The sequence below is a fragment of the Pseudomonas sp. 2VD genome, from assembly GCF_005503585.1.
Classification (GTDB): Bacteria; Pseudomonadota; Gammaproteobacteria; order Pseudomonadales; family Pseudomonadaceae; genus Pseudomonas; species Pseudomonas aeruginosa.
The window spans coordinates 1-25634 of record NZ_SCND01000012.1; the positions used below are offsets into that span (position 1 = coordinate 1).

The 25634-nt window shown below is 67.6% G+C and carries 28 protein-coding genes; 13 read left to right on the plus strand and 15 right to left on the minus strand.

Annotated elements, in window-relative coordinates; translation table 11 throughout:
* Positions 1-1068 (minus strand): pyrroloquinoline quinone biosynthesis protein PqqF (gene pqqF / locus FFS27_RS02340; protein WP_137951928.1); only part of this gene is annotated, 1068 nt, incomplete at its 3' end.
* A 76-nt stretch (positions 1069-1144) separates the two neighbouring features.
* On the minus strand, positions 1145-2848 hold the full coding sequence (locus FFS27_RS02345; protein ID WP_015503045.1) for a phosphoethanolamine transferase: 1704 nt from the start codon (positions 2846-2848) through the stop codon (positions 1145-1147).
* Positions 2849-3374: 526 nt separating this feature from the next.
* Here FFS27_RS02345 and brnQ point away from each other — a divergent pair.
* Both brnQ and FFS27_RS02355 read left to right on the plus strand, forming a co-directional pair.
* A complete protein-coding gene (gene brnQ, locus FFS27_RS02350) occupies positions 3375-4688 on the plus strand; it encodes a branched-chain amino acid transport system II carrier protein (RefSeq protein ID WP_003113469.1) in 1314 nt (437 codons plus the stop codon).
* Between the two features lie 235 nt (positions 4689-4923).
* Positions 4924-5163, plus strand: coding sequence for a hypothetical protein (locus FFS27_RS02355; RefSeq protein ID WP_003088496.1), 240 nt, complete (start codon positions 4924-4926; stop codon positions 5161-5163).
* A gap of 66 nt (positions 5164-5229) precedes the next feature.
* Here FFS27_RS02355 and FFS27_RS02360 read toward each other — a convergent pair whose 3' ends face one another.
* The gene (locus tag FFS27_RS02360; RefSeq protein WP_023101326.1) at positions 5230-5577 is read right to left on the minus strand and encodes an I78 family peptidase inhibitor; all 348 of its coding nucleotides are present in this window, start codon (positions 5575-5577) and stop codon (positions 5230-5232) included.
* Between the two features lie 91 nt (positions 5578-5668).
* Positions 5669-5902: a hypothetical protein gene (locus tag FFS27_RS02365; protein WP_003111311.1), complete on the minus strand. Its 234-nt coding sequence runs from the start codon at positions 5900-5902 to the stop codon at positions 5669-5671.
* A 184-nt stretch (positions 5903-6086) separates the two neighbouring features.
* On the opposite strand from FFS27_RS02365, the gene FFS27_RS02370 reads away from it, so the two are divergent.
* Positions 6087-6587, plus strand: a complete 501-nt coding sequence (locus tag FFS27_RS02370) for a hypothetical protein (RefSeq protein WP_003111312.1) — start codon at positions 6087-6089, stop codon at positions 6585-6587.
* Between the two features lie 20 nt (positions 6588-6607).
* Here FFS27_RS02370 and FFS27_RS02375 read toward each other — a convergent pair whose 3' ends face one another.
* Positions 6608-6979 carry a 5-carboxymethyl-2-hydroxymuconate Delta-isomerase gene (locus tag FFS27_RS02375; protein WP_015503048.1) on the minus strand — a complete coding sequence of 124 codons (372 nt, stop codon included), beginning with the start codon at positions 6977-6979 and terminating at the stop codon, positions 6608-6610.
* A gap of 129 nt (positions 6980-7108) precedes the next feature.
* The gene (locus tag FFS27_RS02380) at positions 7109-7444 is read right to left on the minus strand and encodes a hypothetical protein (protein WP_003121973.1); all 336 of its coding nucleotides are present in this window, start codon (positions 7442-7444) and stop codon (positions 7109-7111) included.
* Between the two features lie 304 nt (positions 7445-7748).
* On the opposite strand from FFS27_RS02380, the gene FFS27_RS02390 reads away from it, so the two are divergent.
* On the plus strand, positions 7749-9338 hold the full coding sequence (locus tag FFS27_RS02390) for an ABC-F family ATPase (RefSeq protein ID WP_003111315.1): 1590 nt from the start codon (positions 7749-7751) through the stop codon (positions 9336-9338).
* Positions 9339-9423: 85 nt separating this feature from the next.
* Here FFS27_RS02390 and FFS27_RS02395 read toward each other — a convergent pair whose 3' ends face one another.
* Positions 9424-9690 (minus strand): hypothetical protein, encoded by a 267-nt coding sequence (locus FFS27_RS02395; RefSeq protein WP_015503049.1) that lies wholly within the window; start codon positions 9688-9690, stop codon positions 9424-9426.
* Between the two features lie 106 nt (positions 9691-9796).
* On the minus strand, positions 9797-10405 hold the full coding sequence (gene azoR2 / locus FFS27_RS02400) for an FMN-dependent NADH-azoreductase AzoR2 (protein WP_015503050.1): 609 nt from the start codon (positions 10403-10405) through the stop codon (positions 9797-9799).
* Positions 10406-10553: 148 nt separating this feature from the next.
* Between azoR2 and FFS27_RS02405 the strand changes: the two genes are divergently transcribed.
* Positions 10554-11489 (plus strand): LysR substrate-binding domain-containing protein, encoded by a 936-nt coding sequence (locus tag FFS27_RS02405; RefSeq protein ID WP_003139777.1) that lies wholly within the window; start codon positions 10554-10556, stop codon positions 11487-11489.
* A gap of 10 nt (positions 11490-11499) precedes the next feature.
* Here the strand turns inward: FFS27_RS02405 and FFS27_RS02410 are convergent, their stop codons facing one another.
* Together FFS27_RS02410 and FFS27_RS02415 are read right to left on the minus strand one after the other, a co-directional pair.
* The gene (locus FFS27_RS02410) at positions 11500-12216 is read right to left on the minus strand and encodes a DUF1294 domain-containing protein (protein ID WP_044727348.1); all 717 of its coding nucleotides are present in this window, start codon (positions 12214-12216) and stop codon (positions 11500-11502) included.
* A gap of 70 nt (positions 12217-12286) precedes the next feature.
* Positions 12287-13120: an undecaprenyl-diphosphate phosphatase gene (locus FFS27_RS02415; protein ID WP_003088326.1), complete on the minus strand. Its 834-nt coding sequence runs from the start codon at positions 13118-13120 to the stop codon at positions 12287-12289.
* Positions 13121-13401: 281 nt separating this feature from the next.
* Between FFS27_RS02415 and pnuC the strand changes: the two genes are divergently transcribed.
* The 8 genes from pnuC (at position 13402) to FFS27_RS02455 (ending at position 19774) form a co-directional block, all read left to right on the plus strand.
* Complete coding sequence (gene pnuC, locus FFS27_RS02420) at positions 13402-13977, plus strand: nicotinamide riboside transporter PnuC (protein WP_021264684.1); 576 nt, start codon at positions 13402-13404, stop codon at positions 13975-13977.
* On the plus strand, positions 13974-14501 hold the full coding sequence (locus FFS27_RS02425) for an AAA family ATPase (RefSeq protein WP_003088322.1): 528 nt from the start codon (positions 13974-13976) through the stop codon (positions 14499-14501). The genes pnuC and FFS27_RS02425 overlap by 4 nt, the downstream gene beginning before the upstream one ends.
* 302 nt (positions 14502-14803) lie before the next feature.
* Positions 14804-15295: a hypothetical protein gene (locus FFS27_RS02430; protein WP_003088320.1), complete on the plus strand. Its 492-nt coding sequence runs from the start codon at positions 14804-14806 to the stop codon at positions 15293-15295.
* Positions 15292-15861, plus strand: a complete 570-nt coding sequence (locus FFS27_RS02435) for a hypothetical protein (protein ID WP_003111321.1) — start codon at positions 15292-15294, stop codon at positions 15859-15861. Before FFS27_RS02430 ends, FFS27_RS02435 begins: the two co-directional genes overlap by 4 nt.
* 56 nt (positions 15862-15917) lie before the next feature.
* A complete protein-coding gene (locus FFS27_RS02440; RefSeq protein WP_015503053.1) occupies positions 15918-16940 on the plus strand; it encodes a hypothetical protein in 1023 nt (340 codons plus the stop codon).
* Positions 16941-17001: 61 nt separating this feature from the next.
* Complete coding sequence (locus FFS27_RS02445; RefSeq protein WP_003117395.1) at positions 17002-17682, plus strand: C39 family peptidase; 681 nt, start codon at positions 17002-17004, stop codon at positions 17680-17682.
* A 13-nt stretch (positions 17683-17695) separates the two neighbouring features.
* Positions 17696-18448 (plus strand): hypothetical protein, encoded by a 753-nt coding sequence (locus FFS27_RS02450; RefSeq protein WP_003117394.1) that lies wholly within the window; start codon positions 17696-17698, stop codon positions 18446-18448.
* 60 nt (positions 18449-18508) lie between these two features.
* Complete coding sequence (locus FFS27_RS02455; RefSeq protein WP_003088309.1) at positions 18509-19774, plus strand: transporter; 1266 nt, start codon at positions 18509-18511, stop codon at positions 19772-19774.
* 133 nt (positions 19775-19907) lie between these two features.
* On the opposite strand, the gene rbsK is transcribed toward FFS27_RS02455, so the two are convergent.
* From rbsK to FFS27_RS02480, 5 genes are read right to left on the minus strand one after another with little or no spacing between them, the layout of a single operon-like run.
* Complete coding sequence (gene rbsK / locus FFS27_RS02460) at positions 19908-20834, minus strand: ribokinase (RefSeq protein ID WP_003117393.1); 927 nt, start codon at positions 20832-20834, stop codon at positions 19908-19910.
* 53 nt (positions 20835-20887) lie between these two features.
* Entirely contained in the window at positions 20888-21901 is a 1014-nt protein-coding gene (locus FFS27_RS02465) for a LacI family DNA-binding transcriptional regulator (RefSeq protein ID WP_003119158.1), read from the minus strand.
* A 3-nt stretch (positions 21902-21904) separates the two neighbouring features.
* Positions 21905-22903, minus strand: a complete 999-nt coding sequence (locus tag FFS27_RS02470; protein ID WP_003088303.1) for an ABC transporter permease — start codon at positions 22901-22903, stop codon at positions 21905-21907.
* A gap of 23 nt (positions 22904-22926) precedes the next feature.
* A complete protein-coding gene (locus tag FFS27_RS02475) occupies positions 22927-24459 on the minus strand; it encodes a sugar ABC transporter ATP-binding protein (protein WP_023101328.1) in 1533 nt (510 codons plus the stop codon).
* A gap of 21 nt (positions 24460-24480) precedes the next feature.
* Positions 24481-25440 carry a sugar ABC transporter substrate-binding protein gene (locus tag FFS27_RS02480; protein ID WP_003088297.1) on the minus strand — a complete coding sequence of 320 codons (960 nt, stop codon included), beginning with the start codon at positions 25438-25440 and terminating at the stop codon, positions 24481-24483.
* Positions 25441-25634 lie beyond the last annotated feature (194 nt).

Below are 25634 nucleotides of genomic sequence, written 5' to 3' on the forward strand. Positions count from 1 at the left end.
GGGCTCCGCCAGCAACGGCCGGCGCGCCGCCAGCAGGCTGGCGGCATCGTCGCGCAGGGCGCCCAGCCAGTCGAAAAAGGCCGCCTCCAGCGCCGCCGCCGCGCTGCCGTCGAACAGTTCGAAGGTCAACGCCAGGAGCGCCTGCCGCGCGTCCCGATGAACCACCCGCAGCGCCACCGATTCGCCCAGGCCCTGTTCGCCGAGTGCCGCCAGCAACCCGCCCGGCGAGCGATCGCCGAGCAATTCGGCGAACGCCAGCAGGGTCTGTTCGTCGGTCCCTCGCAAAGCGTCGAGGGCAAAGCCCAGCACCAGCCGCGGAGGTCCCGGCAGGCGCAGCGCCAGCGCTTCGCCGGCGAAGGGCAGCAACGGCGGCGGCGGCGGACTCGCGCCTGGCGCGCGCCCCGGCAGGTCGGCGCAGGCACGCTGCGCCAGCCTCTCCAGCTCGTCCAGTGCCTGCGGCCCTTGCAGCCATAGCTGGCAATTGCCGGCGTGATAGTGGGCGGCATGGAATTCGCGCAGGGCCCGCTGGAACGCATCGCTCTCCAGGGCCAGGCTGTCGCGGCGCCCGGCAGCGAAACGCCGCAGGGGGTGTCCGGCGGGCAGGCCGAGGGCCAGCGCCGCGTCGATCAGGGTCTGCTCGTCGGCCGAGCGCGCCAGGTATTCGGCCTCGAGCACTTCGCGCTCGCGCCGTTGCGCATCGATGTCCAGCAAGGGGCGGGCGAGCATGTCGATCAGCCGTGCCAGACCGGCGCCAAGGTGCTCCGCCGTCACCTCGAAGAAATAGTCGGTGGTCCTGCCCCGGGTGCTGGCGTTGACCTGGCCGCCGCGCACCTGCAACCACGGCATCAGGCGCTCGTCGCCGGGAAACGCCGCGCCACCGAGAAACGACAGGTGCTCGAGGAAGTGGGCCAGGCCGGGATGCGCGCTCGGCTCGTCGTGGCTGCCCGCCGCCACCCGCAGCCAGGCAGCGGCGCGCGATGCCGCCGGATCATGCGCCAGGTGCAGGCGCAGGCCGTTGGGCAGCACGCAGGCGCGGCTCCTGGGGTGGTGTTGGGCGTGGTGATCCATGGGCGTCCTCGCGGGTTCCGAGGCTGAACCTTACCCTTCCGCGAGGCGAAGGAAATAGTCCTTTCGCCGGGTCGTATCAGGAAGCCGGCGGCTCCTGGCCAGACGCTTCCTCGGAGTACAGCGCCCGTCCGCCGTCGGCCTTGAGCGCCTGCAGGACCTCGGGCGCACGGCACGGGGCGAACAGGTCGAGGCCGGGATCGTAGGCGCCGGTGCGCACTTCCAGCAGGCCGAGCATCGAGTGGAACAGGTTGTCCTGGGACAGCTCCTCGTCGCTGCGCTGGCGCAGGCAGCCACTGTCGAGGCCGAAGGCGCTCTGGTAGCCGGGCGAGAACCAGGCCAGCATGCCGACGTGCTTCTGCTGGTCCGGCGCCAGCAGGTAAGGCGTGCCATGCAGGTAGAGGTTGTACTCGCCGAGCGACTCGCCATGGTCGGAGAGGTAGAGCATGCCGGTATCGATGCGCTCTTCGTTCTTGCGCAGCAGGTCGATCAGACTGGCCAGCACGTGGTCGGTGTACAGCAGGGTGTTGTCGTAGCCGTTGATGATGCTGTCCCGCGAGCAGGCGCTGAAGTCGTTGCTGGCGCAGACCGGGGTGAACTTCTCGTACTCCCTGGGATAGCGCTTGAAGTAGGCCGGGCCGTGGCTGCCCATCTGGTGCAGGACCAGCACGGTGTCCTGTTGCAGCCCGTCGATGAAGGCCTGCAAGTCGCGCAGGAGGATCTCGTCATGGCACTCGCCGCCGGCGCACAAGGTCGGATCCTTGCTCTCGCTCAGGTCCTGGAAGGCGACGCGGTCGCAGGTGCCCTTGCAGCCGGACTGGTTGTCCCGCCACAGGACCCGCAGGCCTGCGCGCTGCAACACATCGAGAAGGCCTTCCTGGGTGCGCGCGCGAGCGTCGCTGTAGTCCGCGCGGCCCAGGTTGGAGAACATGCAGGGCACCGACACCGCGGTCTCGGTACCGCAGGAGTGCACGTTGGAGAAGTTGATCAGGCCCTCCTCGGCCTTCAGCCGCGGGTTGGTCTCGCGAGCGTAGCCGTTGAGGCCGAAGTTCTGCGCCCGCGCGCTCTCACCCACCACCAGCACGGTCAGCGACTTGCGCGCATGGCCCTGCCACAGGTCGGCGCGCCGGGCATCGACGGCGATCGGCCGCAGCGGCTGGCTGGCGGCCTGGGCCTGCCCCTTGGCGTAGCCGATGGCGGCGCCGACCAGGTTGCTCGGGGTGACCTGCAGGCGCAGTTCCTTGTTGTTGCGGAACAGCGAGGACAGCCCCTGGTAATTGGCCAGCGCCACCCCGGCGAGCAGCGCCAGGCAGGCGAGCGCCACCAGCAGCTTGCTCAGCAGCTCGCGTGGCCACGGCCGGTAGCGCACCGGCGTGCGCCACAGCAGCCAGACCGGCAGCGCGCCAAGCAGCGCCAGGTAGACGGCGAGCTTCGGCGAAAGCAGGTCGGCGACCTCGGCCGGGTTGGTCTGCATGACGTTGCGCAGCATGCCGACGTCCATCAGCACGCCGTACTGGGTCATGAAGTAGGTGGTACCGGCGGCCGCCAGGATCAGCAGGGTCAGCGCCGGCTTGAGCAGCCAGCGGAACGCCAGCAGGGTCAGCGCCAGGTTGAAGATCGCGGCGATCATCAGGCCGACCGCCAGCATCATGCCGAGGCCCTGCCAGCCCGCCGGGGTGATCGCCAGCAGGCGTTGCCACAGCGGCAGGTTGTAGAACAGCAGGAAGGCGAGGCTGACCAGCAGGGTCAGCAGTTCGGGACGGACGGCACGGGCTTTCGACATGGGCATGGATCTTCACTGACTTCCGGGTTGCCGTGCGCAGCGTTGCCCCTGGCAGCACTCGACGACGGCGGCAGTCTGCTCGGCGATCCGTCAATCTTTCGTGAAGAATACCTACAGAAAACGTAACCCTTCAGAAGCGCCGCAGCCCTTGTGTTCCGGGGCTTTCAGCCGGATTGCAAAAAGTTCGCGGGAAGCTTTCCGGGCGTTTTCCGGGTTCGCCGGCATCCCCCCCGCATGGCGCCGCCGACGCAGGCGGAAGACAGCAAGCGGCAAGGAGCGCGGAGGGCTCCGGCGCTGGCGCCTACGGACTGTTCTGATTGCGACGTCGTTTTTCAACAAAAGGACAGCCAGACCAATGTCTATCCCGCGACCCCGGCATTTTCGTTAGCATGCCAAGTTTCCGGCCCGGCTCCCACAAGGACAGCGGCCGCCTCCCCTGCTCGTCCCATCCAGATGAGTGCCGTTTCCCCTACCCCCCGGGAAACCCTTCTGTGAATTTCCTCGAGCAGCGCGGTACCTCTCCAGCATGAACGCTTTGAAAGGCCGGGACATCCTGGCGCTTGGTTTTATGACCTTTGCCCTGTTCGTCGGGGCCGGCAACATCATCTTCCCGCCCATCGTCGGCTTGCAGTCCGGCCCCCATGTGTGGCTGGCGGCGCTGGGCTTCCTGATCACCGCGGTGGGGCTGCCGGTGATCACCGTGATCGCCCTGGCCAAGGTCGGCGGTTCGGTCGACGCCCTCAGCCATCCGATCGGCAGGTATGCCGGCGGCCTGCTGGCGGCGGTCTGCTACCTGGCGGTCGGCCCGCTGTTCGCCATTCCGCGCACCGCCACGGTGTCCTTCGAGGTCGGCGTGGTGCCGCTGCTCGGCGAGAGCGGCACGGCGCTGTTCGTCTACAGCCTGGCGTACTTCCTTTTGGCCCTGGCCATCTCCCTCTACCCCGGTCGCCTGCTGGACACCGTCGGACGCTTCCTCGCCCCGCTGAAGATCCTCGCCCTGGCGATTCTCGGCGTCGCCGCCTTCCTCTGGCCCGCCGGCCCGATCGGCACGGCCCAGCCGGAGTACACCCAGGCCGCGTTCTCCCAGGGTTTCGTCAACGGCTACCTGACCATGGACACCCTCGCCGCGCTGGTCTTCGGTATCGTCATCGTCAACGCCATCCGTTCCCGCGGCGTGCAGTCGCCGCGGCTGATCACCCGCTATGCCATCGTCGCCGGGCTGATCGCCGGTGTCGGCCTGGTGCTGGTCTACGTCAGCCTGTTCCGGCTCGGCGCCGGCAGCCATGCCATCGCCGCCGACGCCAGCAACGGCGCGGCGGTCCTGCATGCCTACGTGCAACATACCTTCGGCAGCCTCGGCAGCTCGTTCCTGGCGGGACTTATCGCGCTGGCCTGCCTGGTCACCGCGGTCGGCCTGACCTGCGCCTGCGCCGAGTACTTCTGCCAGCGCCTGCCGCTGTCCTACCGCAGCCTGGTGATCATCCTGGCAGGGTTCTCCTTCATCGTTTCCAACCTCGGCCTGACCAAGCTGATCCAGGTCTCGATCCCGGTGCTCACCGCGATCTATCCGCCCTGCATCGTGCTGGTGGCGCTGAGCTTCTGCATCGGCCTCTGGCATTCGGCGACGCGCATCCTCGCCCCGGTGATGCTGGTTTCCCTGGCGTTCGGCGTGCTCGATGCCCTGAAGGCGGCGGGCCTGGGCCAGGACTTCCCGCAATGGCTGCTGCACCTGCCGCTGGCCGAACAGGGCCTGGCCTGGTTGATCCCCTCGGTCGCCACCCTCGCCGCCTGCAGCCTGGTCGACCGCCTGCTGGGCAAGCCCGCGCAAGTCGCCGCCTGAGCAGGCCCCAGCGGCCTGCCGCCTGTTCTCCCGGCCAAGCGCGGGACATGCCGGCGGGCGGCGCCAATCGCGGCGTCCGCCCCCCGGCCCGGCTGGCGCCTGCCGCCGCCGGCAGCGCTTCTTCCCGCGTTCAGCCGAACGAATAAGCACTATCGAGCGGGATGATTTCTAGCGCAGCGGCGCGGTTGTTAGCCTTTCGACCATTCCCCCAGGAAAGCGAATCCAGGAGCCGGTCATGGCCAAGGCACTCATCAGCGTACTGTTGTTCTCCCTCGCCCTCGCCGGCTGCGCCAGCGACTACAACCCCTCTCGCCCGTACAGCAGCGACGAGGTCAGGCAACTGGCGCTGGAAGACCTGGCCCGGCGCAGCCTGTCGTTCGAGGAATACCAGGCCAAGCGTCAGGCAATTCTCGAGGAAAAACCGCAAACCGCCGTCAGCCAGTCCAACGCCGCCCTACGCAGTACCGCCATCTGAGGCCTTTTCGAACGGCCAAGAGAAAGCCCCGCGATGCGGGGCTTCTTCGTATTCGGGGCTGGGCGGTCAGCCGCAGGACAGGCGCTTGATCACCAGCGTGTCGTCGACATCGATGTTCAGCCGGCGCGGGTTGTAGTCCATGGTCACCGCATCGTGCGGGCGCAGCGCCCGGGCGACTTCCGCTCCGGCGGCGCGGCGGGCCTCCTCGACGATGGCCGCGGAAGCCTGCTTGCCGACATAGGCCTGCACCGCATTGGCATCGCAACGGCCGTCCGCTGCCGGGGTGGTCGCGGGCGCGCTGGCGCTGCCGGTGGCTACGCTGGCGCCTTCGGTGGACGGGCTGTCGCCGTTGCTGCTGCAACCGGCGAGCAGGGCCGCGAGAACGAGTGCACTGGAAAACTGCTTCAAAGGCATACCGCCTCCTCTGATCTTCTGGGATCGCCACCTTACCAGTGGCATGGGTTTCCTGGCGAAACTGCAATCCGCGCTGACAAATTCGCCAGCTTCAGTCGCCGCTCAGGCGCTGCAGTTCGCGACGCACCATGGCCGCGTATTCCGGCGGACGCAGGAGGTAGAGTTGGCCCGCGACCCAGTCCAGCCAGCGGCCGCCCTGTTCGGCGCGGGCGTCGAGCAGGCGCCGCGCCTCTTCCTCCGCCCGTTGCCGGTGCTGCCGATGGAATGCCTGGCGCTTCGACAGGCCGGAGGCATCTCCGGTTCGATCGTCGGGAGTGTCGGTCATGGCTCTCTTCGCAACCTGCTGCACAAGCCGGACATTCTAACCGCGGAACGCCGTTGCCGTTCGCGGCAAGCGCTTGCCTCCGCCCCGCCCTGCGCCATGCGCCGAGCCCTCTGGCGCGGGGTTCGGCGACCTGGCACGGCCCTTGCGACGGAGCGGCGGTCATTCATTTCCATGGAGGCAGGTCATGAACAGCATCGGTCCCGCCAGCCTTTCCGGCTGGTCTGCGCGTTACCCGAACAACCAGCGGCAAGCCAGCACCGAGATCGGCAACGGCGATCTGCTGAAACCGCGCCCCGCCCTCGGCACGCCATTGCGCAACGAGGCCGCCGATCCCGCCACGGAGTCCGCCCGCCAGGCCCTGGACGAGGGTTTCGCGAAGCTGAACCTGACGCTGAAGCAGAACCAGGCGAATGCCACTGCCGGCGCCGGCGAAGGCAAGTCGGCCTATGACGAGTTCAAGGAGTACATGCAGAAATCGCCCGCCGAGCGGATGCGCGAGCAGGTCCTGAAGAGCCTCGGCCTGACCGAGGAGGAACTGGACGCGATGCCGCCGGAGAAACGCGAACAGGTGGAGAAAGGCATCGGCGAACGCATGCGCGAGATGATCGCCATGCAGAACGGCCAGGCGCCGGGACGGCAAGAGGACCCGACGCAGGCCGGCGCGACGCTGAACGCCTGGATCTGAGCCAGGCGCGCGCCAGTCTCTCAGCGCTGCCGGGCGACGACGCGCTTGGCGTAGCTGGCGCGCTCCATCTCGCGCACTTCGACGCTGACCTGCACGCCCTCCACGCCGCCGCCCGCCACCGCTCCGGCAAGCACCTCGCCCAGCGCCTCGCCCAGCGCCTGGCGGGTCGCCGCGTCGCGCCCGTCGAGGATCGACAGGCAGGCATGCAGGTAGGCGCGCTCGACCGCTGCGGTTCCCTGCCGGTAGGCCACCAGGGTGACGAAGCGCGACTTGATGTCCGCCTCGCCGAATTGCCCGGAAGCGAACAGCGCGGCATTGGCCTGCTCCAGCAGTTCGCCGGGGGACGTTTCGAGGCGGAGGTTGGCAGTGGCTTCGATAACGAGATGCGGCATGCTGGCGGGCCTTGCGGGGAATGGAGAGCGGGATTCTAGCGGCTCGACGAGCGATGCGACAGCCGGCCTGCGCCTGCGTGGCTCAGATCAACCCGGCGGCCGCGAAAGCCCGCGCGTAGATGGCGCGGATCAGCGCGTCTCGCAGGCCTGCCGCTGGCCCTTGGCCGGCGTGTACAGGTAGCCGGGCGTGTCGCCCGCCTGGCGGTACAGGACCGAACCGTCGCTATAGGAAATCGCGCTCAGCGCCTGGCCATCGGCGAGGCTGCGGACATCGCCGCCCAGCGACTGGACGCTGCTGCCGTCGGGCAGCTTGAGACTGGCGAAACCGTCGATCACTTCGAGTTTGCCGAAGTCTCCGCAGCGCAGGGCCAGCGACCCGGAAGCCGCCTTCCGGTCCGACGACGAATCCCCGCAACCGCCCAGCAGCGACAGAACCAACAACGCGGGGAGAACAGCGGGCTTCATCGGGGAGTCCTTTGCGGATGAGCGGAAGACGGGACTCTACCACCTGCCGGGCGGCGGGAAAAACCGCTTCGGCGTACGCTGTCATGCAACGGCAGGCGCACCTGTGAGACAATTCGCCGAATGCCAGGCATCACACCCCGCCTTCATCGCGCTACAGCCACGTCATGACGCTGGCTGCGGCACTCCACGAATGCCCGCAGGATCGACCCATGCTCCAGATGGAGCGCAGCGGAAAGCCGAGAACCGGTAGCAGACCGGTATCGCCACGGTCCAGGCGTGCGTAAGTCCTCTATAGGTAAAGAAGTTGATCTCCACCGCGAATATCACCATGCAGTTCGGCGCCAAGCCGCTGTTCGAGAACGTTTCCGTCAAGTTCGGCAACGGCAACCGCTACGGCCTGATCGGCGCCAACGGTTGCGGCAAGTCGACCTTCATGAAGATCCTCGGCAACGACCTGGAGCCGAGCGCCGGCCAGGTCATGCTGGAACCCAACGTGCGCCTGGGCAAGCTGCGCCAGGACCAGTTCGCCTACGAGGACTTCAGCGTCATCGATACGGTGATCATGGGCCACGAGGAACTCTGGGCGGTGAAGGCCGAGCGCGACCGCATCTACTCCCTGCCGGAAATGAGCGAGGCAGATGGCATGGCGGTGGCCGAGCTGGAAGTCCAGTTCGCCGAGTTCGACGGCTACACCGCCGAGTCCCGCGCCGGCGAGCTGCTGCTCGGCCTGGGCATCCCGCTGGAGCAGCACTTCGGCCCGATGAGCGCCGTCGCTCCCGGCTGGAAGCTGCGCGTACTGCTGGCCCAGGCGCTGTTCTCGGACCCGGACGTGCTGCTGCTCGACGAACCGACCAACCACCTGGACATCAACACCATCCGCTGGCTGGAAGGCGTGCTCACCGCGCGCAACAGCACCATGATCATCATTTCCCACGATCGGCACTTCCTGAACAGCGTCTGCACCCACATGGCCGACCTGGACTACGGCGAGCTGCGCCTGTTCCCGGGCAACTACGACGAGTACATGACCGCCGCCGAACAGGCCCGCGAGCGCCTGCTGTCGGACAACGCCAAGAAGAAGGCGCAGATCGCCGAGCTGCAATCCTTCGTCAGCCGCTTCTCGGCCAACGCCTCCAAGGCCAAGCAGGCCACCAGCCGCGCCCGGCAGATCGACAAGATCCAGCTGGAAGAGGTCAAGCCGTCCAGCCGGGTCAGCCCGTTCATCCGCTTCGAGCAATACAAGAAGCTGCACCGCCAGGCGGTGACCGTGGAAAACATCAGCAAGGGCTATGACGGCAAGCCGCTGTTCAAGGGCCTGAGCCTGCAGGTCGAGGCCGGCGAGCGCGTCGCCATCATCGGCCCCAACGGCATCGGCAAGACCACCCTGTTGCGCTGCCTGGTCGGCGACCTGCCGGTGGACGGCGGCGAGGTGAAATGGACCGACAGCGCCGACGTCGGCTATTTCGCCCAGGACCATGCCGACGACTTCGCCGACGACATGAGCCTGTTCGACTGGATGGCCCAGTGGACCCAGGGCGGCGAACAACTGGTGCGCGGCACCCTCGGCCGCATGCTGTTCTCCAACGACGAAATCAAGAAGTCGGTGAAAGTGATCTCCGGCGGCGAGCAGGGCCGCATGCTGTTCGGCCGGCTGATCCTCAAGCGTCCCAACGTGCTGGTGATGGACGAGCCGACCAACCACCTGGACATGGAGTCCATCGAGGCGCTGAACCTGGCGCTGGACAACTATCCGGGCACGCTGATCTTCGTCAGCCACGACCGCGAATTCGTTTCCTCGCTGGCTACCCGCATCATCGAGCTGGGCGAGAACGGCGTGACCGACTTCAGCGGCAGCTATGACGACTACCTGCGCAGCCAGGGCGTAATCGTCTGAGTCCCCGTCGCGCAACGCAAAAGCCCCGCATCCGCGGGGCTTTTTCATTCCGGCATGGCCGCGCAGAGCCTATGGGGAGCGCGACTCAGTCGACGTAGCCGGCCATCATCGCCGCGCGGGTCGCCAGGCGCTGGCCCTCGGCGATCTTCTCGCGCTGTTCGGCGGTCAGCTCGCGGGGCGGGTGGTCCTTGATGTAGGCAGCCACGTTCACCCCGATGTAGACGATCAGGGCGGCGGCGATCAGGACGTTCTTCGGATTGATGTCCGAGCGCCGCTTGCAGGCTTCGCAGATGCCGCTCTCGACGAGACGGGTCGCTCGGGTGCCGCAGTTGCGGCAGTAACACGCGCTCACAGGCCGGTTCCTTGTGCTTGTAATTGTCCGGCCAATCTACACGCAGCGCGCCGCTGCGCACAACGCGAAAACCCCGCCGAAGCGGGGTTTTCCGATGACGCGGGGATCAGGCCGCGGCGAACTGCCCGGCGATCTGCCGGCGGGCGGCGGCGATGGCCTGGGCGCGGGGCTCCTCGCCATAGGCCAGGCCTTCGGCGCGAACCACTTCGATATCGGTGATGCCGAAGAAGCCCAGCACGGTGCGCAGGTAGCCTTCGTGGGCCGCGCCGGTCGGCTGGCCGGCATGCACGCCACCGGCGGTGGAGACGATCACCACTTTCTTGTCGCCCGCCAGGCCAACCGGGCCGTTCTCGGTGTAGCGGAAGGTCTTGCCGGCGACCGCGATGCGATCGATCCAGGCCTTGAGCTGGCTGGAGATGGTGAAGTTGTACATCGGCGCGCCGATTACCACGACGTCGGCGGCGAGGAACTCTTCCAGCACTTCTTCACCCACCGCGACTTCATGCTTCAGCGCGGCATCGCGCAGCTCCACCGGGGTGCTGCCGGCGGCCAGGGTCAGGGCGGAGAAATGCGCCACCGCGTCGGCGGCCAGGTCGCGGTAGGTGACGTCAAGCCCGTCTTCGTTCTGCCGCCAGGCCTGGACCAGCTCGGCGCTCAGTTGGCGGGAAGCGGAGGCGTCGCCGAGGATGCTGGAATCGATGTGCAAAAGTTTCATGTCTCGCTCCTGGAATGGGGGAGATCGCGGTTCGGCGATCGAGTGGCCTGCATCCTACCGGCAATGCCAATCGACGATTAGTCGGCAGAAACATGACTATTCGTCCCACACATAGGACAATCTGTTTTTCCCCCAGCGGAGCGCCTGCATGCCCCACGACCTCAACGACCTCTACTACTTCGCCAAGGTGGTGGAATGCGGCGGCTTCGCCGCGGCCGGACGCGAGACGGGGATTCCCAAGTCGCGCCTGTCGCGGCGCATCGCCGAACTGGAAGAGCGCCTCCAGGTGCGCCTGCTGCACCGCACGACGCGCAAGCTGGCGCTCACGGAGGTCGGCGAACGCTATCTGCAGCACTGCCGCAACCTGCTGCTGGAAGCGGAGATGGCCGAACAGGTGATCGCCGAGCTGAGCGTCGAGCCGCGTGGCCGGCTGCGCCTTTCCGCACCGGTGGCCATGGCCTCGAGCAACCTGGCCGACCTGTTGCCGCGGTTTCTCGAACGGCATCCGCAGGTCCAGCTGGAAATCCTCCTGACCAACCGCCGGGTCGACCTGCTCAACGAGGGGGTGGACGTGGCACTGCGCGTGCGCGAACTCGGCGACGAGGACCCCGCGCTGGTCTGCCGGCGCCTGGCTCCGGCGACCACGCAGATCCTCGCCGCCCCGTCGCTGATCGCCGGGCATCGCCTGGAACATCCGGAAGACCTCGAGGACCTGCCCTTCCTCGGCGCTATCCATAACGACCGCAAGGTCCACGCGACCCTGATCGGGCCGGATGGCAGCCGCTACCAGCTGGAACGCGAACCGCGCCTGGGCGTCGACGACTTCGTCCTGCGCAAGAAAGCCGCCGTGGCCGGCCTCGGCGTCACCCTGCTGCCCGAAGGCTACTGCGACAGGGAACTGGCCGATGGCAGCCTGGTGCGCATCCTGCCGCAGTGGACCTTGCCGAAAAGCACCATGCAGGCCGCCTACCTGCCGCGCAGCAGCCAGATTCCGGCGATCCGTGCTTTGATCGACTTTCTCGTGGAAGCCCTGCAACGCCCCTCGGGCGAGACCGGCCCGGCCTACCGCCGCGCCCGCGAGTGAGCCGCGCCGTTCAGCCGATCCACTGCAACAGCGCGGCGGACAGGCGCCCGCCGAGCAGGCTGTCGAGCCAGAACAGCTGGTGCAGCAGGACGATGCCCCAGAACACCAGTTGGAACGAGAGCTTGCGGGTCTTGTGGCGGAACGCCTGCTGCGCGACCAGCGCGCCAGGCCAGCCGCCAAGCAGCTCGAACAGGTGCAGGCGGACCTCCGGGGTACGCCAGTCGCCGCGTGCGGCGCTGCGCTTGTCCTGCCAGTAGAGGGCGAATGCGAGCAGGCTGGCCAGCGGATAGGCCAGCAGCGGCCAGAGGGCCTGTCCGTCCAGGTACATCCGCCAGGCGCCGGCGGCCGGCAGCACGCAGAGGATCAGCAGGACCAGCAGCTTCGCCAACGGGCGCTGCAACGCGCTCGGCGGAATCGGCGCCGGCCGTGCCTGGGCCCGCGTCACCGGCGCCTGGGCGCCACGGCGGACAGTCGGCGGGTCGAGGGTCAGCGCGTCCAGCCGCGCCCTCTCGGCGCGCAGGCGGCCCTGGGCGTCCTGGCTGGCGAGGAACCACACCTGGTCGCCCTGGCGGGGACGGCGGTCACCGCGGAACGCGGAGATATGCAGGAAGACTTCTTCCCCGCCGGTCTTCGGCAGGATGAAGCCGAAGCCCTTGTCGTCGTACCAGCGGCTGATCATGCCCGGCTTTTCCATATCCACTCGCTCGCTACCCGTTTCGCGCTGCATTCTAGCCACCCGCGGCGGCCAGGCGAAAAAAACGCGGCTCGCGCCGCGCCTTTTACCTGGTTCCCGGGCCTCACATTTCGCCGGCGGTGCTCCAGTCGATCAGGTGGAATTGCCAGGTCGCCAGGATCAGCAGCCCGAAGGCGATCCGATACCAGGCGAAAGCCGCGTAGCTGTGGTTGCCGATGAACTTCAGCAAGGCACGCACCGCCACCATGGCGAAGACGAACGAGGTGACGAAGCCGACGGCGAACACCGGCAGGTCTTCGGGGCGGAACAGGTCGCGGTACTTGTAGCCGGAATAGACCGCGGCGCCGACCATGGTCGGCATCGCCAGGAAGAACGAGAACTCGGTGGCCGCCTTGCGCGAAAGGCCGAACAGCAGGCCGCCGATGATGGTCGCGCCGGACCGCGAGGTGCCGGGGACCATCGCCAGGCACTGGGCACAGCCGATCTTCAGGGCGTCCTTCCAGGTCATGTCGTCGACGTGTTCGGCGTGGATCACATGCTTCCGGCGCTCGGCCCAGAGCATGACCACCCCGCCCACCACCAGCGCCAGGGCGACGGTGATCGGATTGAACAGCCACTCGTGGATCAGGTCGGCGAACAGGACGCCGAGGACTACCGCCGGGAAGAACGCGATCAGCAGGTTGGCGGTGAAACGCTGGGCCTGGCGCTGGCTCGGCAGGTCACGGACGACTTGAAAGATCTTTCCACGAAACTCCCAGACGACAGCGAGGATCGCCGCCAGCTGGATGATGATGTTGAACGCCTTGGCGCGTTCGCCGCCGAAGCCGATGAGGTCGGCGACGATGATCTGGTGCCCGGTGCTGGAAATCGGCAGGAACTCGGTCAGCCCTTCCACGACGCCCAGGATGAACGCCTGGAAAGCAGTCCACCACTCCATGTTTCTCCCCCTTCTACTACTGTCCCGAACGAGCTTTCGTTGTTCTCGGCGATACACTTGCCGTCTTTTATGAAGGCCTTACGACTCCGAAGAACCCGACCAGTTCCCCCACTGCCGAAGTCGAAACCGGCGGGCATGCTACCAGAGCGGCCGGCAAAGAATCTTGGAATTGTTGCCGGCCGGCGTCCGAACGAATCCGTCCGCGCCCCCCTTTTTCCCAGGCCTTCGCGAAGCGCCGGATACATTCGCTACAATGCGTCCTCGTCGCATGAGGGCCTTCCGTGTCACCCCTTGAACTCTTCGCCGCTTCGCTCGGCGCCATCGCCGTCTACCTGACCGTCCGCCAGAATCCCTGGTGCTGGCCTATCGGCCTGGTGATGGTGGCGCTCTATGCCTGGATATTCTTCGAGGTGAAGCTTTATTCGGACATGCTCCTGCAAATGGTCTACGCGGCGCTACAGCTCTATGGCTGGTGGCAGTGGACCCGCGGCGGGCAGGACCACGACGGCCGCGCGGTGAGCCGCCTGAACGCCGCGCAGCGCCTCTACGGGCTCGGTGCGGGCCTGGTCGGCAGCGTCGCGCTCGGTTACCTGATGGCCAACCACACCGATGCCGCCAGTCCCTGGTGGGACGCCGGATTGACCGCCTTCAGCCTGGTGGCGCAATGCTGGATGGCGCAGAAGCGCCTGGAATGCTGGGCCCTGTGGATCGCCGTGGACGTGCTGTTCGTGGCGCTCTTCGCCAGCAAGGCGCTGTACCTGACCGCCGCCCTCTACGCCCTCTTCACCCTGCTGGCGATCCATGGCTGGCGGACCTGGCGCCGCGACCCGGCATTACGCGAGGGCGTCGTCGCATGAAGGTGCTGGTACTCACCGGGCCCGAATCCAGCGGCAAGAGCTGGCTTGCGGAGCAGCTCCAGGCCCGCTTCGGCGGCCGGGTGGTCGGCGAGTACGTCCGCCACTTCATCGACGAACAGCGCCGCGACACCTGCTACGCCGACATCCCCGCCATCGCCCGCGGGCAACTGGCCTGGGAAGATGCCGCCCGCGCGGAGCGGCCGGCGCTGCTGATCCTCGATACCCACCTGCTGAGCAACATCCTCTGGAGCCGGATTCTCTTCGGCGCCTGCCCGGACTGGCTCGAACCCGCCCTGCTGCGGCGGCGCTACGACCTGCACCTGCTGCTCTCGCCGGAGGGCGTAGCCTGGAGCGCCGACGGCCAGCGCTGCCAGCCGGAACTGGCGCAGCGCCAGGCCTTCCACCGCGAATGCCAAGCCTGGCTGGAGCGGCATCGGCAGCCCTACCGCGCCATCGCCGGCGACTGGGCCGAGCGCCGGCGCCAGGCTTTCGCCGCAGTGCAAGGGCTGCTCCGGGACGGCTGAAGGGCCGGCCCTGTCACGCCGCCGATACACCGCCAGCGCGGTCCGGGCCTTGGCGCAGAGCGTTTCGCGACGGCACCGCGGAAAGCTGTCTCGGCGCTGAAACAGCTCCAGGCGCGTCCCCGGCAGGCTTCGCCCCCTGGTTGGCGGGCCTGCTGTTGCACGGATGCAACACTGTCCGCCAGGTTCCCCCGGCACTCACGGCCAAGTCCTTGATGGACAAGGAAAGCGCAAAACCGGCACGCCCCATGCTCACTCCCTGCCAACGCTGATTAGGGCTCAGCGCCAACGAAGGAAGCGCCATCATGTCGGGGAGTTCGCTACGCATCGTCGTTCCAGCGCTGCTGGTCATCGTCGGCTCCGTGCCGGCGAACCTCCCGCCCGCGCATGCGGCGGACGGCACGATCGTCGTCCAGCGCCAGGTCCAGCCACGGGTCGCCTACCGTCCGAGCATGGTGCCCGACCCACATCCCACCGTCGTCGACACCAACGTCTCCGCCGAGGTCAACGCCCTCGCCAACGGGGCGGCCAGCGGCAATACCGTGAGCCGCGAACTGGGCGATGCCGACTTCGCCATCGTGACCAGCGGTTCCGGGATTCGCAGCATGATTCTCCCCGGTGGCGCCCTGCCGGGTTTCGCCAACCAGCCGGCGAACCCGGCGACGGTCCAGGCCGTCGGCAACGTCGGCACCACCCACGGCGCGGGAGGCGGCGCCGGCGCCGGCCTCGCCGGGCAGATCAACGGCAGCCTCAAGCAGGGCCTGGCGCCGCTGCAGATGCTCGGGGGTGGTCAATGAAGCGCCTGTCCGCCCTCCTCCTCGCCTTCGCCTGTATCGCGTCGCTCCAGGCCGACCCGCTGGCCTCACGCAATCGCGCCAGCATCGATGCCAGCGGCACCTACCGCGGCAACTTCGCCCTCAACCAGGCCGCCGGCGACGCCCAGCAACAGAGCAACGTTCGTGTCGTCGCGGTCGGCTCCGCGGCCCTCGTCGGCAGCGACCAGCGCCAGCATCTGCAACTCGACGCCAGCCAGCCGATCGCGGCCAGCGCCAGCATCTCGGGGGCGGCGCTACGCGGCAGCGGCATCCTCGGCGTCAACCAGGGCGCCGGCCTCGGCAACCAACAGATCAACGCCTTCCGGCTGAGCGTCAGCAACGGCCCGGAAAGCCTGGATGACAGCGTTCTCGCGCAAAGCGTGGCGCTGACCAAAGTCTCCGGTTCGGCCACTCCGGTCCCGGGAGGACGCAGCGTCTCGACGGACGATCGCGCCTTCGCCGGGAGCAGCGGCGTGGTGCAGGTGAACCAGAGCGCTGGGGTGGGCAATCAGTCGATGAACACCCTCAGCGTCAGGGTCATGGAATGACTCTGCCAAGCCAACACAAGCCCAACACTAAGCACAGAAATGCAAGGAGAAACGCCATGAAAGCGACTATGGTCCTGACCCCGCTGGCCCTGGCAATGGCTGCAGTGCTGTCGGTATCGGCCTACGCCGGAAACGAAGGTGGCTGGCACCCGCCGAAACCCAACCCGCAGTCGAACAACAAGGGCGGAGCCACGGCCCTGGTGGTGGATACGCAGCAGAACTACAGCAACAAGGTCAGCAACTTCGGCACGGTGAACAATGCCTCGGTGAGCGGCTCGATCAAGGATGCCTCGGGCAACGTCGGGGTCAACGTCGCCGCCGGCGACAACAACCAGCAGGCCAACGCCGCCGCGCTGGCCAGCGCCGACGCCAGCTTCGTGTTCGGCACCGCGACCGCCAGCACCAGCGTGCTGCAGAGCGGCTACGGCAATACGCTGAACAACTACTCCAACCCCAACACCGCATCGCTGAGCAACTCGGCCAACAACGTCTCGGGCAACCTGGGCGTCAACGTCGCCGCCGGCAACTTCAACCAGCAGAAGAACGACCTGGCCGCCGCCGTCTCCAACGGCCAGTACAGCACTGCCGGTAGCGCCGCGTCGCAGACCTCCACCGGCAACACCACCGTCAACAGCGCCAACTACGCCTATGGCGGCACCTACGTGTCGCTGAAGCTGAACGCCGACGGCAGCTACAAGGGCACCTCCGACCAGATCGGCAACGTCTACCTCGACACCTGGGAAGGCCAGACCCATCCGGGCGGCAGCAATACCGGCCACATCGACGTGGACAGCCAGGCCCAGGGCGCCAAGGACCTGAACCACGACGGCGGCGCGTTCGCCTTCAAGGAAAAGGGCGACGTCGACCTGAAAGGCACGGTATCCGGCTTCATCCCGGCGATCGTCGGCTTCAAGACCCCGGTCACCAACAACGCCAGCCTGAGCAACTCGTTGCAGAACGTCTCGGGCAACGTCGGGGTGAACATCGCCGCCGGTGGCGGCAACCAGCAGAGCAACTCCCTGTCCATCGCCGCCGGTTGCAGCAGTTGCCCGGCCGGTGGCGAGAGCCTTGGCTTCTGATCCTGGCCCAGGGGTTCCGGCGCCAGCCGGAACCCTTTTCCATCCGACACAGGAACCGGCCATGCGCACGCTCATCCTTTCCCTGCTGCTGCTCGTCGACCTCACCGCCCAGGCGGCGACCCTCGGCTTTCCCGCCCTGCCCGGCGGCGGCCTGGTCTACAAGCAGGTGCAGAGCATCCGCGAGCGGCGCTTCGCCGACCTGGTCGAGCAGAAGACCGATTTCAGCTGCGGCGCCGCGGCCCTCGCGACCATCCTGGAGAAGGCCTACGGCGCCCCGCTCGACGAGCAGGCGGTGATCCAGGGCATGCTCGCCCACGCCGACCCGGAGATCGTCCGCACCCAGGGCTTCTCCATGCTCGACATGAAGCGCTACGTCGAATCCATGGGCATGCGCGCGCGCGGCTACCGGATCGAGGCGGCGCAACTGGAACAACTGAAGATCCCCGCCATCGTGCTGATGGAAATCCGCGGCTACAAGCACTTCGTCGTCCTGCAACGCACCCAGGGCGAGTACGTGTACGTGGGTGACCCGGCGCTGGGGCACAAACGCTACGCGCTGACAGAGTTCGCCAAGGGCTGGAACGGCATCGTCTTCGCCGTGATCGGCCAGGGATACGACCGCGGCAATCCGCTGCTGACGCCGCCCGAACCGCTGACCGCGCGCAATCGCCTGGACCGCTTCAAACCGGTCAGGGACGCCGAACTGATGGAGTTCGGCTTCATCCAGAGCGATTTCTTCTGATCGCAGGAGCCGGATGCTCCGGGAGCACGCCATGTACCCGCACCACTGCTTCGTCCTCGCCTGCTGCCTGGGCGCTGCGCTGCCCGCCCCCGCCAGCGACCTCTTCGCCCCCGCCGAACTGAGCGACCAGGAGCTTTCCCAGTTGCGCGGGCGCTACGTGCTGCCGGGGCGGATCGTCAGCTTCGGGGTGACCATGAGCAGCACCTGGCAGAACGCCAGCGGCCAGGTCCTCGGCGCACGCGTCGACCTGCAGGTGCGGCAGAACCTGGCGCGCCCGGTCCTCAACGTCACCCTGGTCGATCGGCCAGGCGACGCCCCGCCACCCGTCGCCGGCAACGGCCAGGTCCTCGGCGGCGCCGGACTGGCGCAGACCCAGGGGGTCAGCCAGAGCATCCGCACCGCCGGCGACCACAACAGCGCCAGCAATGGCGTCAGCATCGAGGTCCGCCACGGCGAGGCGCCGCCGCCACTGCCGGGCGGCACGCCGCTGGAAGGTGCGCTCGCCCTCAGCGGCGAGGCCGGGACGGTGAAGGTCACGCCGAACGGCGGCGCCCTGCAACTGGCGATCCAGGCCAGCGGCCAGGGCGCCAGCCTGCAACGCCTCGGCGCCGGCGGACTGGTGCAGAGCGTGGCGCTCAGCGGAAACCGCAACCTGGTGCAGAACCTGGCGGCGCTCGAGGTGATGCTCAAGGACCGGCCGGGCGCCGATCCGGCACTGAATTGCGCCTGGGAGCAATTGCGCGCGCTGCGCCCCAGCGGCTACTGAAAGTTGATCTAGTCTGAAATCACTGTGCTATCGGAAGGCCATAAAAACGGAACGGCAAACATGACCCAGACACTCTCGCTGCGAGCTGTCCTCTGCGCCACCACCCTGGTTTCCCCGTTCCTGGCGCAGGCCGCGACGGAGTCCGAGGTCGAGGCGCTGAAGAAGGAACTCCTGGAGCTGCGCCAACGCTACGAGGCCCAGCAGAACGCCCTGATGGTCCTCGAACAGCGCGTGCGCCAGGTCGAGGCGCAACCCCAGGCGCCGCAGCCGCAACGCCTGGTCAAGTCGATCCAGCCGCCGGCGCAGGCGCGCAACGACGCCAACGCGGTCGCCGGCACCTACGGCGCCAGCCTCAAGGACGATGGCGCGCCCGCGCCCAGCGTGGAAAACATCTACCAGGACGCCAGCGGCTTCTTCGGCGGCGGCACCTTCAGCCTGGAGACCGGCCTCACCTACAGCCACTACGACACCCGCCAGTTGTTCCTCAACGGCTTCCTGGCGCTGGACTCGATCTTCCTCGGCAACATCGGCGTGGATCAGATCGATGCCGACATCTGGACCCTCGACCTGACCGGCCGCTACAACTGGAACCAGCGCTGGCAGGTGGATATCAACGCCCCGGTGGTCTATCGCGAATCGACCTACCAGTCCGCCGGCGCCGGCGGCTCAACCTCGCAGATCACCGAGAAATCGGTGACCGGCGACCCACGCCTGGGCGACGTCAGCTTCGGCGTCGCCTACAAGTTCCTCGACGAAAGCGAGAGCACCCCGGACGCGGTGGTCAGCCTGCGGGTCAAGGCGCCCACCGGCAAGGATCCCTACGGCATCAAGCTGAAGCAGGTACCGGGCAACAACAACCTCAACGTGCCCGACGACCTGCCCACCGGCAACGGCGTCTGGTCGATCACCCCGGGCATCTCGCTGGTGAAGACGGTGGACCCGGCGGTGCTGTTCGGCAGCCTGTCGTATACCTACAACTTCGAAGAGTCGTTCGACGACATCAACCCGCAGCAAGGCGTGAAGACCGGCGGCAAGGTCAAGCTCGGCAACTGGTTCCAGCTCGGCGTCGGCGTGGCCTTCGCGCTGAACGAGAAGATGAGCATGTCGTTCTCCTTCTCCGAACTGATCAGCCAGAAGAGCAAGGTCAAGCAGGACGGCCAGAGCTGGCAGACCGTCAGCGGCAGCGACGCCAACGCCGGCTACTTCGGCCTGGGCATGACCTATGCGGTGAGCAACAGGTTCAGCATCGTGCCCAGCCTGTCCATCGGCATCACTCCGGACGCGCCGGACTTCACCTTCGGCGTGAAATTCCCCTACTACTTCTGAGGGGCCACCGTTCGAGCCTGGGCATGCCTTACCCCTCGAAGGGATGCGTGAGCCTGGGAGCGGTCCTCGCCTAGCTGCGCAGGGCGGATAACGCCGCAGGCGTTATCCGCCGGTAGCAACGGCACCGTCCCTCTCAAGCCTCGCCAGCGAGCGCCCGCTCGACTTCCTCGCGCGAGGGGATCGAGGTCTGCGCGCCGAGGCGGGTCACCGAGATCGCCGCGGCGGCCTGGCCGAAGCGGATCGCCGCCGCCTCGTCGAGGCCGCGCGCAAGGGCCGCGGCGAAGCCACCGACGAAGGTGTCGCCGGCCGCCGTGGTATCCAGCGCCTTGACCCGCGCCACCGGGAAATGCTCGACCCGCCCCTCGCCCACCAGCAGGGCGCCCTGGGCGCCGAGGGTGACGATCACCCTGCCGGCGCCCATTTCGCGCAGGCGCTCGGCGGCACGTCCGGCGCTCTCCAGGGAGTCCACCGGCAGGCGGCAGAGCAGTTCGCTTTCGGTCTCGTTGGGGACCAGGTAGTCCACCAGCGGCAGCCAGTCCGCCGGCACGTCGCGGGTGGCCGGCGCCGGGTTGAGGATCACCGTCTTGCCCAGCGCATGGGCCCGGCGCAGCACATGGCCAATCGTCTCCAGCGGGCTTTCCAACTGGCAGACCACCACCTGCGCCTGCTCCAGCAAGTGTTCGTGGCGCGCCAGCACGGCCGGCGACAGGTGGCCGTTGCCGCCGGCGACGATGACGATGGCGTTCTGGCTGCTGTCGTCGACCACGATCAGCGCCACCCCGCTGGACTCCCCGGCCACCCGCTCGACGCCCTGGCAGTCGATGCCCTCGGCCTGCAGCGCGCGGTACAACTGGTCGCCGTAGGCATCGTCGCCAAGGCAGCCGATCATCGCCACCCCAGCGCCGAGACGCGCCGCGGCGACCGCCTGGTTGGCGCCCTTGCCGCCGGGAATGGTGGTGAAGGACTGCCCGGCGAGGGTCTCGCCGCCCCGTGGCAGGCGCGGCGCGCGCACTACCAGGTCCATGTTCAGGCTGCCCACCACCAGTACTTTCGCTTGCATCGTTGCGTCCTTGTTCCAGCCTCTCTCTAGCGAGGGCGCCCCCGGCGCCCGGTTCAGACCCGCACCAGCGGCGGCGCGGTGGATTCGCGCAGGACCAGCGCCGGCGCCACCACCCGCCGCTGCATCGGCTCCTCGCGCTCGGCGATGCGTTGCAGCAGCAGTTGCGCGGCGATCTCGCCGAGCAGGCGGATCGACTGGCCCACGGTGGTCAAGGCGGGAAACACGAAGCGGCTCAGCTCGATATCGTCGAAGCCGATCACCGACAGTTCGTGCGGCACCCTGATATTCAGCTCGGCCGCGGCGCGCAGCACGCCGATGCCGATCATGTCGTTGCCGGCGACGATCGCCGTCGGTCGCTCGCCCTCGCCGCCCAGCAGGCCGAGCGCCGCGTGGTAGCCGCCGGGGCTGCTGAACTCGCTTTCCAGCAGCCACTGCGGACGCACCTCCAGGCCGGCCTTGGCCATCGCCCGCCGGTAGCCCTCGACCCGCAGCGTCGAGACCTTGGTCGACAGCGGCCCGCCGATGCAGGCGATGTCGCGATGGCCCAGTTCGAGCAGGTGGCGGGTCGCCAGGTAGGCGCCCATCTCATGGTCGATCTGCACCCGGTCGGCTTCCACGCCTTCCACCTCGCGGTCGACGATCACGGTCGGCGTGCGCATGTTCGCCAGCCCCTTGGCCAGCGCGCCGTCGCCGCCGGCGGACGCCAGGACCAGGCCGTCGATGCGTTTCTCCTGGAGCACGCGCAGGTAGTTGGCCTGCTTCTGCGGGTTGTCGTCGGAGTTGCAGAGGATCACGCAGTAGCCGTTGCGCTCGCAGCAATCCTCGATGCCCCGCGACAGCTCGGCGAAATACGGGTTGGTACTGTTCGGCACCAGCAAGCCGATGATCGAGGTGGTGCGCACCTTCAGCGAGCGCGCCACCGCGCTGGGCACGTAGTGCAGCTGCGCGATGGCGTCCTCGACCTTCTTGCGCACCGCGTCGCTGACCGGCCGCGTCCTGTTCACCACATGCGATACGGTGGTGAAGGAAACCCCCGCCATCGCCGCCACGTCCTTCATTGTCGCCATCGTTCAGCCCTGTCTGCGGGCGCGATGGCTGCGGTAGGTATCCAGCACCACCGCTACCACGATCACCGCCCCGGTAATGATTCGTTTGGTCGGCTCCGACGCACCGATCTGCGCCAGCCCCGCCGCCAATACGGAAATGATCAGCACGCCGAAGAAGGTGCTGACCACCGAACCTCGCCCGCCCATCAGGCTGGTGCCGCCGATCACCACCGCGGCGATGACCTGGAGTTCCAGGCCGACCCCGGCGTTGGGATCGGCCGCTTCCAGACGCGAGATCTGGAACAGCGCGGCCAACCCGGCGAGCAGCCCCATCAGGGCGAATACTGCAATCTTATAGGGTTTCGGGTTCACACCGGCCAATCGCACCGCTTCTTCGTTGGTGCCGATGCCGATCAGGTAGCGGCCGAACACCGTGCGGGTGAGCACCGCCTGGGCGGCGAACATCACCAGCAGGGCGATCACGAAGGCCGGCGAAATGCCGAACGCCAGCGGATTGGACAGCCAGGCATAGGCGTCGCCGATATAGGCCGTGCGCGAGTCGGTCATCTGGTAGGCCAGCCCACGGGCCATCTCCAGCACCCCGAGGGACACGATGAACGAGGGAATCCGCCAGGCCACCGTGATCGAACCGGTGACGCAGCCGGCCAGGGTCGCGCAGGCCATCCCGAGCATCGCCGCCGGCAGCACGCCCCAGCCCCAGCCGAGCGTCGCCAGGCTTACCGCCGAGGCCGCCAGGGCCAGCACCGAACCTACCGAGAGATCGATGCCGCCGACGATCAGGATGAAGGTCATGCCCACCGCCAGCACCACCAGGTCGGGGATCTGGTTGGCGATGGCGAGGAAGGTGCCATAGCTGAGGAAGTGGCTGCTCAGCGCCGAGAACAGCGCGATCATCGCCAGCAGCGCGCCGGCCAGGCCGAGGTAGGTGCCCAGGCCGAAATAGTTGCCGCGTCGCAGGGTTGGCGCTGCGGCGGCGGTAGCGGAAGACGTCGGGTCGCTCATTTCTGGTTCCTTGCGTTGCGTGTTCACGACGTCGCCAGCAGCGCGTCGCGTTTCTTGTAACCGGCGAAGGCCGCCGCCAGCAGCGCGTCCTGGGTCCAGGCGTCGCGCTCGAAGGTGTCCACCATACGTCCCGCCGAGAGCACGCCGATGCGATCGCAGATCAGCATCAGCTCGCGCAGGTCGCTGGACACCACCACCAGCGCCTTGCCCCGGCGGGTCAGTTCGGCGAGCAAGGCATAGATGTCGAACTTGGCGCCGACGTCGATGCCACGGGTCGGCTCGTCGAACAGCAGCACCTGGCAGTCGCGTTCCAGCCAGCGGCCGATCACCACCTTCTGCTGGTTGCCGCCGGACAGTTCGCCCACCGCCTGCGCGGTGTCCGCGCAGCGCACCCGCAGCGCCTCCACCTGGCGCCGCGCCAGGGCTTCCTCGCGGCGCCGGTCGATCACCCCGTGGCGCGCCAGCGCCGGCAGGTTGCCCAGGGCCAGGTTGGCGCTGATCGACTGGTCCAGCAGCAGGCCCTCGCCCTTGCGGTCCTCGGTGATCAGCGCCACCCCCTGGCGCACCGAGTCGGCCGGCGAACGCAGGCTCAGGCGCTGCGGCGGATCGCCGAGCAGGACCTGCCCACCGTCGGCGCGGTCGGCGCCGTAGATCAGGCGCAACAATTCGGTGCGCCCGGAGCCGATCAGTCCGGAAATGCCGAAGATCTCCCCCGCGCGCACCTCGAACGACACCTCATGCACCTTGCCGCGCCGGCTCAACCGCTCCACCCGCAGCAGCGGCGCACCGGTCTGCCGTGGGCCCAGGTCGAAGCGCTCGCCCAGGTCGCGGCCGACCATCAGGGTCACCAGTTGGTCGGCGTCGTAGCGCTCGATCGGCTCGACGCAGACCAGGCGGCCATCGCGCAACACCGCGATGCGCTGCGAAATCCGCGCCAGCTCTTCCAGGCGATGGGAGATGTAGACGATCGCCACGCCGCGTTCGCGCAGCCGCTCGACCTGCTCGAAGAGCATGTCCACCTCGCGCGCGGTAAGCATCGCCGTGGGTTCGTCGAGGATCAGCAAGCGGCAGTCGCCGATCAGGTTGCGGGCGATCTCGACCATCTGCTGGTGGCCGATGCCGAGGTCGCCGACCAGCGTGTCGGGATCGATCGCCTCCAGGCCGACCTGGGCCATCGCCTCGCGGGCCGCCGCGCGCAGGCGCCGACGGTCGATCCAGCCGGCGCGCCGGGGCAGGTCGTGGAGGAACAGGTTCTCCGCCACCGACAGGGTCGGCAGCAGGTTCAGTTCCTGCATCACCATGCGCACGCCCACCGCCTCGGCCTCGCGGCGGCTAGCGGGGGCGTAGGGCCGGCCGAGGAGTTCCAGGCTGCCGGCGCCGGGACGCTCCAGGCCGCCGACGATCTTCGACAAGGTGCTCTTGCCGGCGCCGTTCTCACCGGTCAGGGCCAGCACCTCGCCGCCGAACAGTTGCAGGTCGATCTCCGCCAGCACCGGCTGCGCGTAGGTCTTGCCGACCCCGCGGATGCTCAGCAGCGGCAATGCGTCGCTAGACATGGGAAGGCTCCATCGGACGGCTCAGGGCGCGGTCACCAACTCGACAGGCGTCTCGACCACGCCGTCCTTCTCATGTTCCGGGGTTTGTCCGGCGAGCAGCTTGAGCGCGGTCTGGATACCGAACACCGCCTGCTTCGCGGCGAACTGGTCGGCAGTGGCCAGCACCCGGCCATCCTTGAGCATCGGCTTGATCGCCTGGATATTGTCGTAGCCGACCACCTTCACCTGCCCGGCGCGGCCCGCCGCGCGCACCGCCGATACCGCGCCGAGGGCCATGCTGTCGTTGCCGGCGAGCAGCGCCTTGAGGTCCGGATGCTCGTTGAGCATCGCCGAAGCCACCGCGTTGCCCTTCTCGATTTCCCAGTTGCCCGACTGCAAGGAGACGATCTTCATCCCCGCCGCGTCCATCGCATCCCTGAAGCCGGCGGTGCGCTGCTGGGCATTGGTGGTCGTGGAGACTCCTTCGATGATGCCGACCTCGTCGCCGGCCTTCAGTCGCTTCGCCAGGTACTCGCCGACCAGCCGCGCACCCTTGCGGTTGTCGGGCCCGACGAAGGGCACGCCGATCTTCTTCGCCTGCAGCACCTGCGGGTCGAAGCGGTTGTCGATGTTGACCACCACGATGCCGGCATCCAGCGCTTTCTTCACCACCGGCACCAGCGCCTTGGAATCGGCCGGCGCGATCACCAGTGCGTCGACCCCGGAAACGATCATCTGCTCGACGATGCGGATCTGGCTGGAGGTATCGGTCTCGTCCTTGATGCCGTTGGAAACCAGTTCGAACCGGTCGGCATGCTCCTTCTGGTAGGCCTTGGCGCCGTCCTCCATGGTCAGGAAGAACTCGTTCGCCAGCGACTTCATCACCAGCGCGATCCTGGGCTTCTCGGGAGTTTCCGCGTGGACGGCGGACAGGGGCAGGAACGAGGAACAGGCAGTCAGCACAACGGCAGCCAACAGGCGCCGGGAAGCGACCCGCTTCATGGTGTATCCTCCAGCTTTTCTTATCGTTGTATTGAGGCTTTTCCAGGAGATTATCCAGACGCAAACGTTTGCGTTAGGTGAATATGCGTCGATCTGACAGATTCTGTCAATCGCCATGAGCAACTGTCGCGAACCGGTCGGGATCGGTTGGATTCTAGTTCGCTACGGCTGGGAAACGCAGGATATTTTGCTTG

Bases quoted from the DNA above. Each gene is read 5' to 3' on its own strand.
- FFS27_RS02345 (WP_015503045.1), bottom strand. From the start codon at position 2,848: ATGTCGAAAGCCCGTGCCGTCCGTCCCGAACTGCTGACCCTGCTGGTC.
- brnQ (WP_003113469.1), top strand. From the start codon at position 3,375: ATGAACGCTTTGAAAGGCCGGGACATCCTGGCGCTTGGTTTTATGACC.
- FFS27_RS02355 (WP_003088496.1), top strand. From the start codon at position 4,924: ATGGCCAAGGCACTCATCAGCGTACTGTTGTTCTCCCTCGCCCTCGCC.
- FFS27_RS02360 (WP_023101326.1), bottom strand. From the start codon at position 5,577: ATGCCTTTGAAGCAGTTTTCCAGTGCACTCGTTCTCGCGGCCCTGCTC.
- FFS27_RS02365 (WP_003111311.1), bottom strand. From the start codon at position 5,902: ATGACCGACACTCCCGACGATCGAACCGGAGATGCCTCCGGCCTGTCG.
- FFS27_RS02370 (WP_003111312.1), top strand. From the start codon at position 6,087: ATGAACAGCATCGGTCCCGCCAGCCTTTCCGGCTGGTCTGCGCGTTAC.
- FFS27_RS02375 (WP_015503048.1), bottom strand. From the start codon at position 6,979: ATGCCGCATCTCGTTATCGAAGCCACTGCCAACCTCCGCCTCGAAACG.
- FFS27_RS02380 (WP_003121973.1), bottom strand. From the start codon at position 7,444: ATGAAGCCCGCTGTTCTCCCCGCGTTGTTGGTTCTGTCGCTGCTGGGC.
- azoR2 (WP_015503050.1), bottom strand. From the start codon at position 10,405: ATGAAACTTTTGCACATCGATTCCAGCATCCTCGGCGACGCCTCCGCT.
- FFS27_RS02405 (WP_003139777.1), top strand. From the start codon at position 10,554: ATGCCCCACGACCTCAACGACCTCTACTACTTCGCCAAGGTGGTGGAA.
- FFS27_RS02410 (WP_044727348.1), bottom strand. From the start codon at position 12,216: ATGCAGCGCGAAACGGGTAGCGAGCGAGTGGATATGGAAAAGCCGGGC.
- FFS27_RS02415 (WP_003088326.1), bottom strand. From the start codon at position 13,120: ATGGAGTGGTGGACTGCTTTCCAGGCGTTCATCCTGGGCGTCGTGGAA.
- FFS27_RS02425 (WP_003088322.1), top strand. From the start codon at position 13,974: ATGAAGGTGCTGGTACTCACCGGGCCCGAATCCAGCGGCAAGAGCTGG.
- FFS27_RS02430 (WP_003088320.1), top strand. From the start codon at position 14,804: ATGTCGGGGAGTTCGCTACGCATCGTCGTTCCAGCGCTGCTGGTCATC.
- FFS27_RS02435 (WP_003111321.1), top strand. From the start codon at position 15,292: ATGAAGCGCCTGTCCGCCCTCCTCCTCGCCTTCGCCTGTATCGCGTCG.
- FFS27_RS02440 (WP_015503053.1), top strand. From the start codon at position 15,918: ATGAAAGCGACTATGGTCCTGACCCCGCTGGCCCTGGCAATGGCTGCA.
- FFS27_RS02445 (WP_003117395.1), top strand. From the start codon at position 17,002: ATGCGCACGCTCATCCTTTCCCTGCTGCTGCTCGTCGACCTCACCGCC.
- FFS27_RS02450 (WP_003117394.1), top strand. From the start codon at position 17,696: ATGCTCCGGGAGCACGCCATGTACCCGCACCACTGCTTCGTCCTCGCC.
- FFS27_RS02455 (WP_003088309.1), top strand. From the start codon at position 18,509: ATGACCCAGACACTCTCGCTGCGAGCTGTCCTCTGCGCCACCACCCTG.
- rbsK (WP_003117393.1), bottom strand. From the start codon at position 20,834: ATGCAAGCGAAAGTACTGGTGGTGGGCAGCCTGAACATGGACCTGGTA.
- FFS27_RS02465 (WP_003119158.1), bottom strand. From the start codon at position 21,901: ATGGCGACAATGAAGGACGTGGCGGCGATGGCGGGGGTTTCCTTCACC.
- FFS27_RS02470 (WP_003088303.1), bottom strand. From the start codon at position 22,903: ATGAGCGACCCGACGTCTTCCGCTACCGCCGCCGCAGCGCCAACCCTG.
- FFS27_RS02475 (WP_023101328.1), bottom strand. From the start codon at position 24,459: ATGTCTAGCGACGCATTGCCGCTGCTGAGCATCCGCGGGGTCGGCAAG.
- FFS27_RS02480 (WP_003088297.1), bottom strand. From the start codon at position 25,440: ATGAAGCGGGTCGCTTCCCGGCGCCTGTTGGCTGCCGTTGTGCTGACT.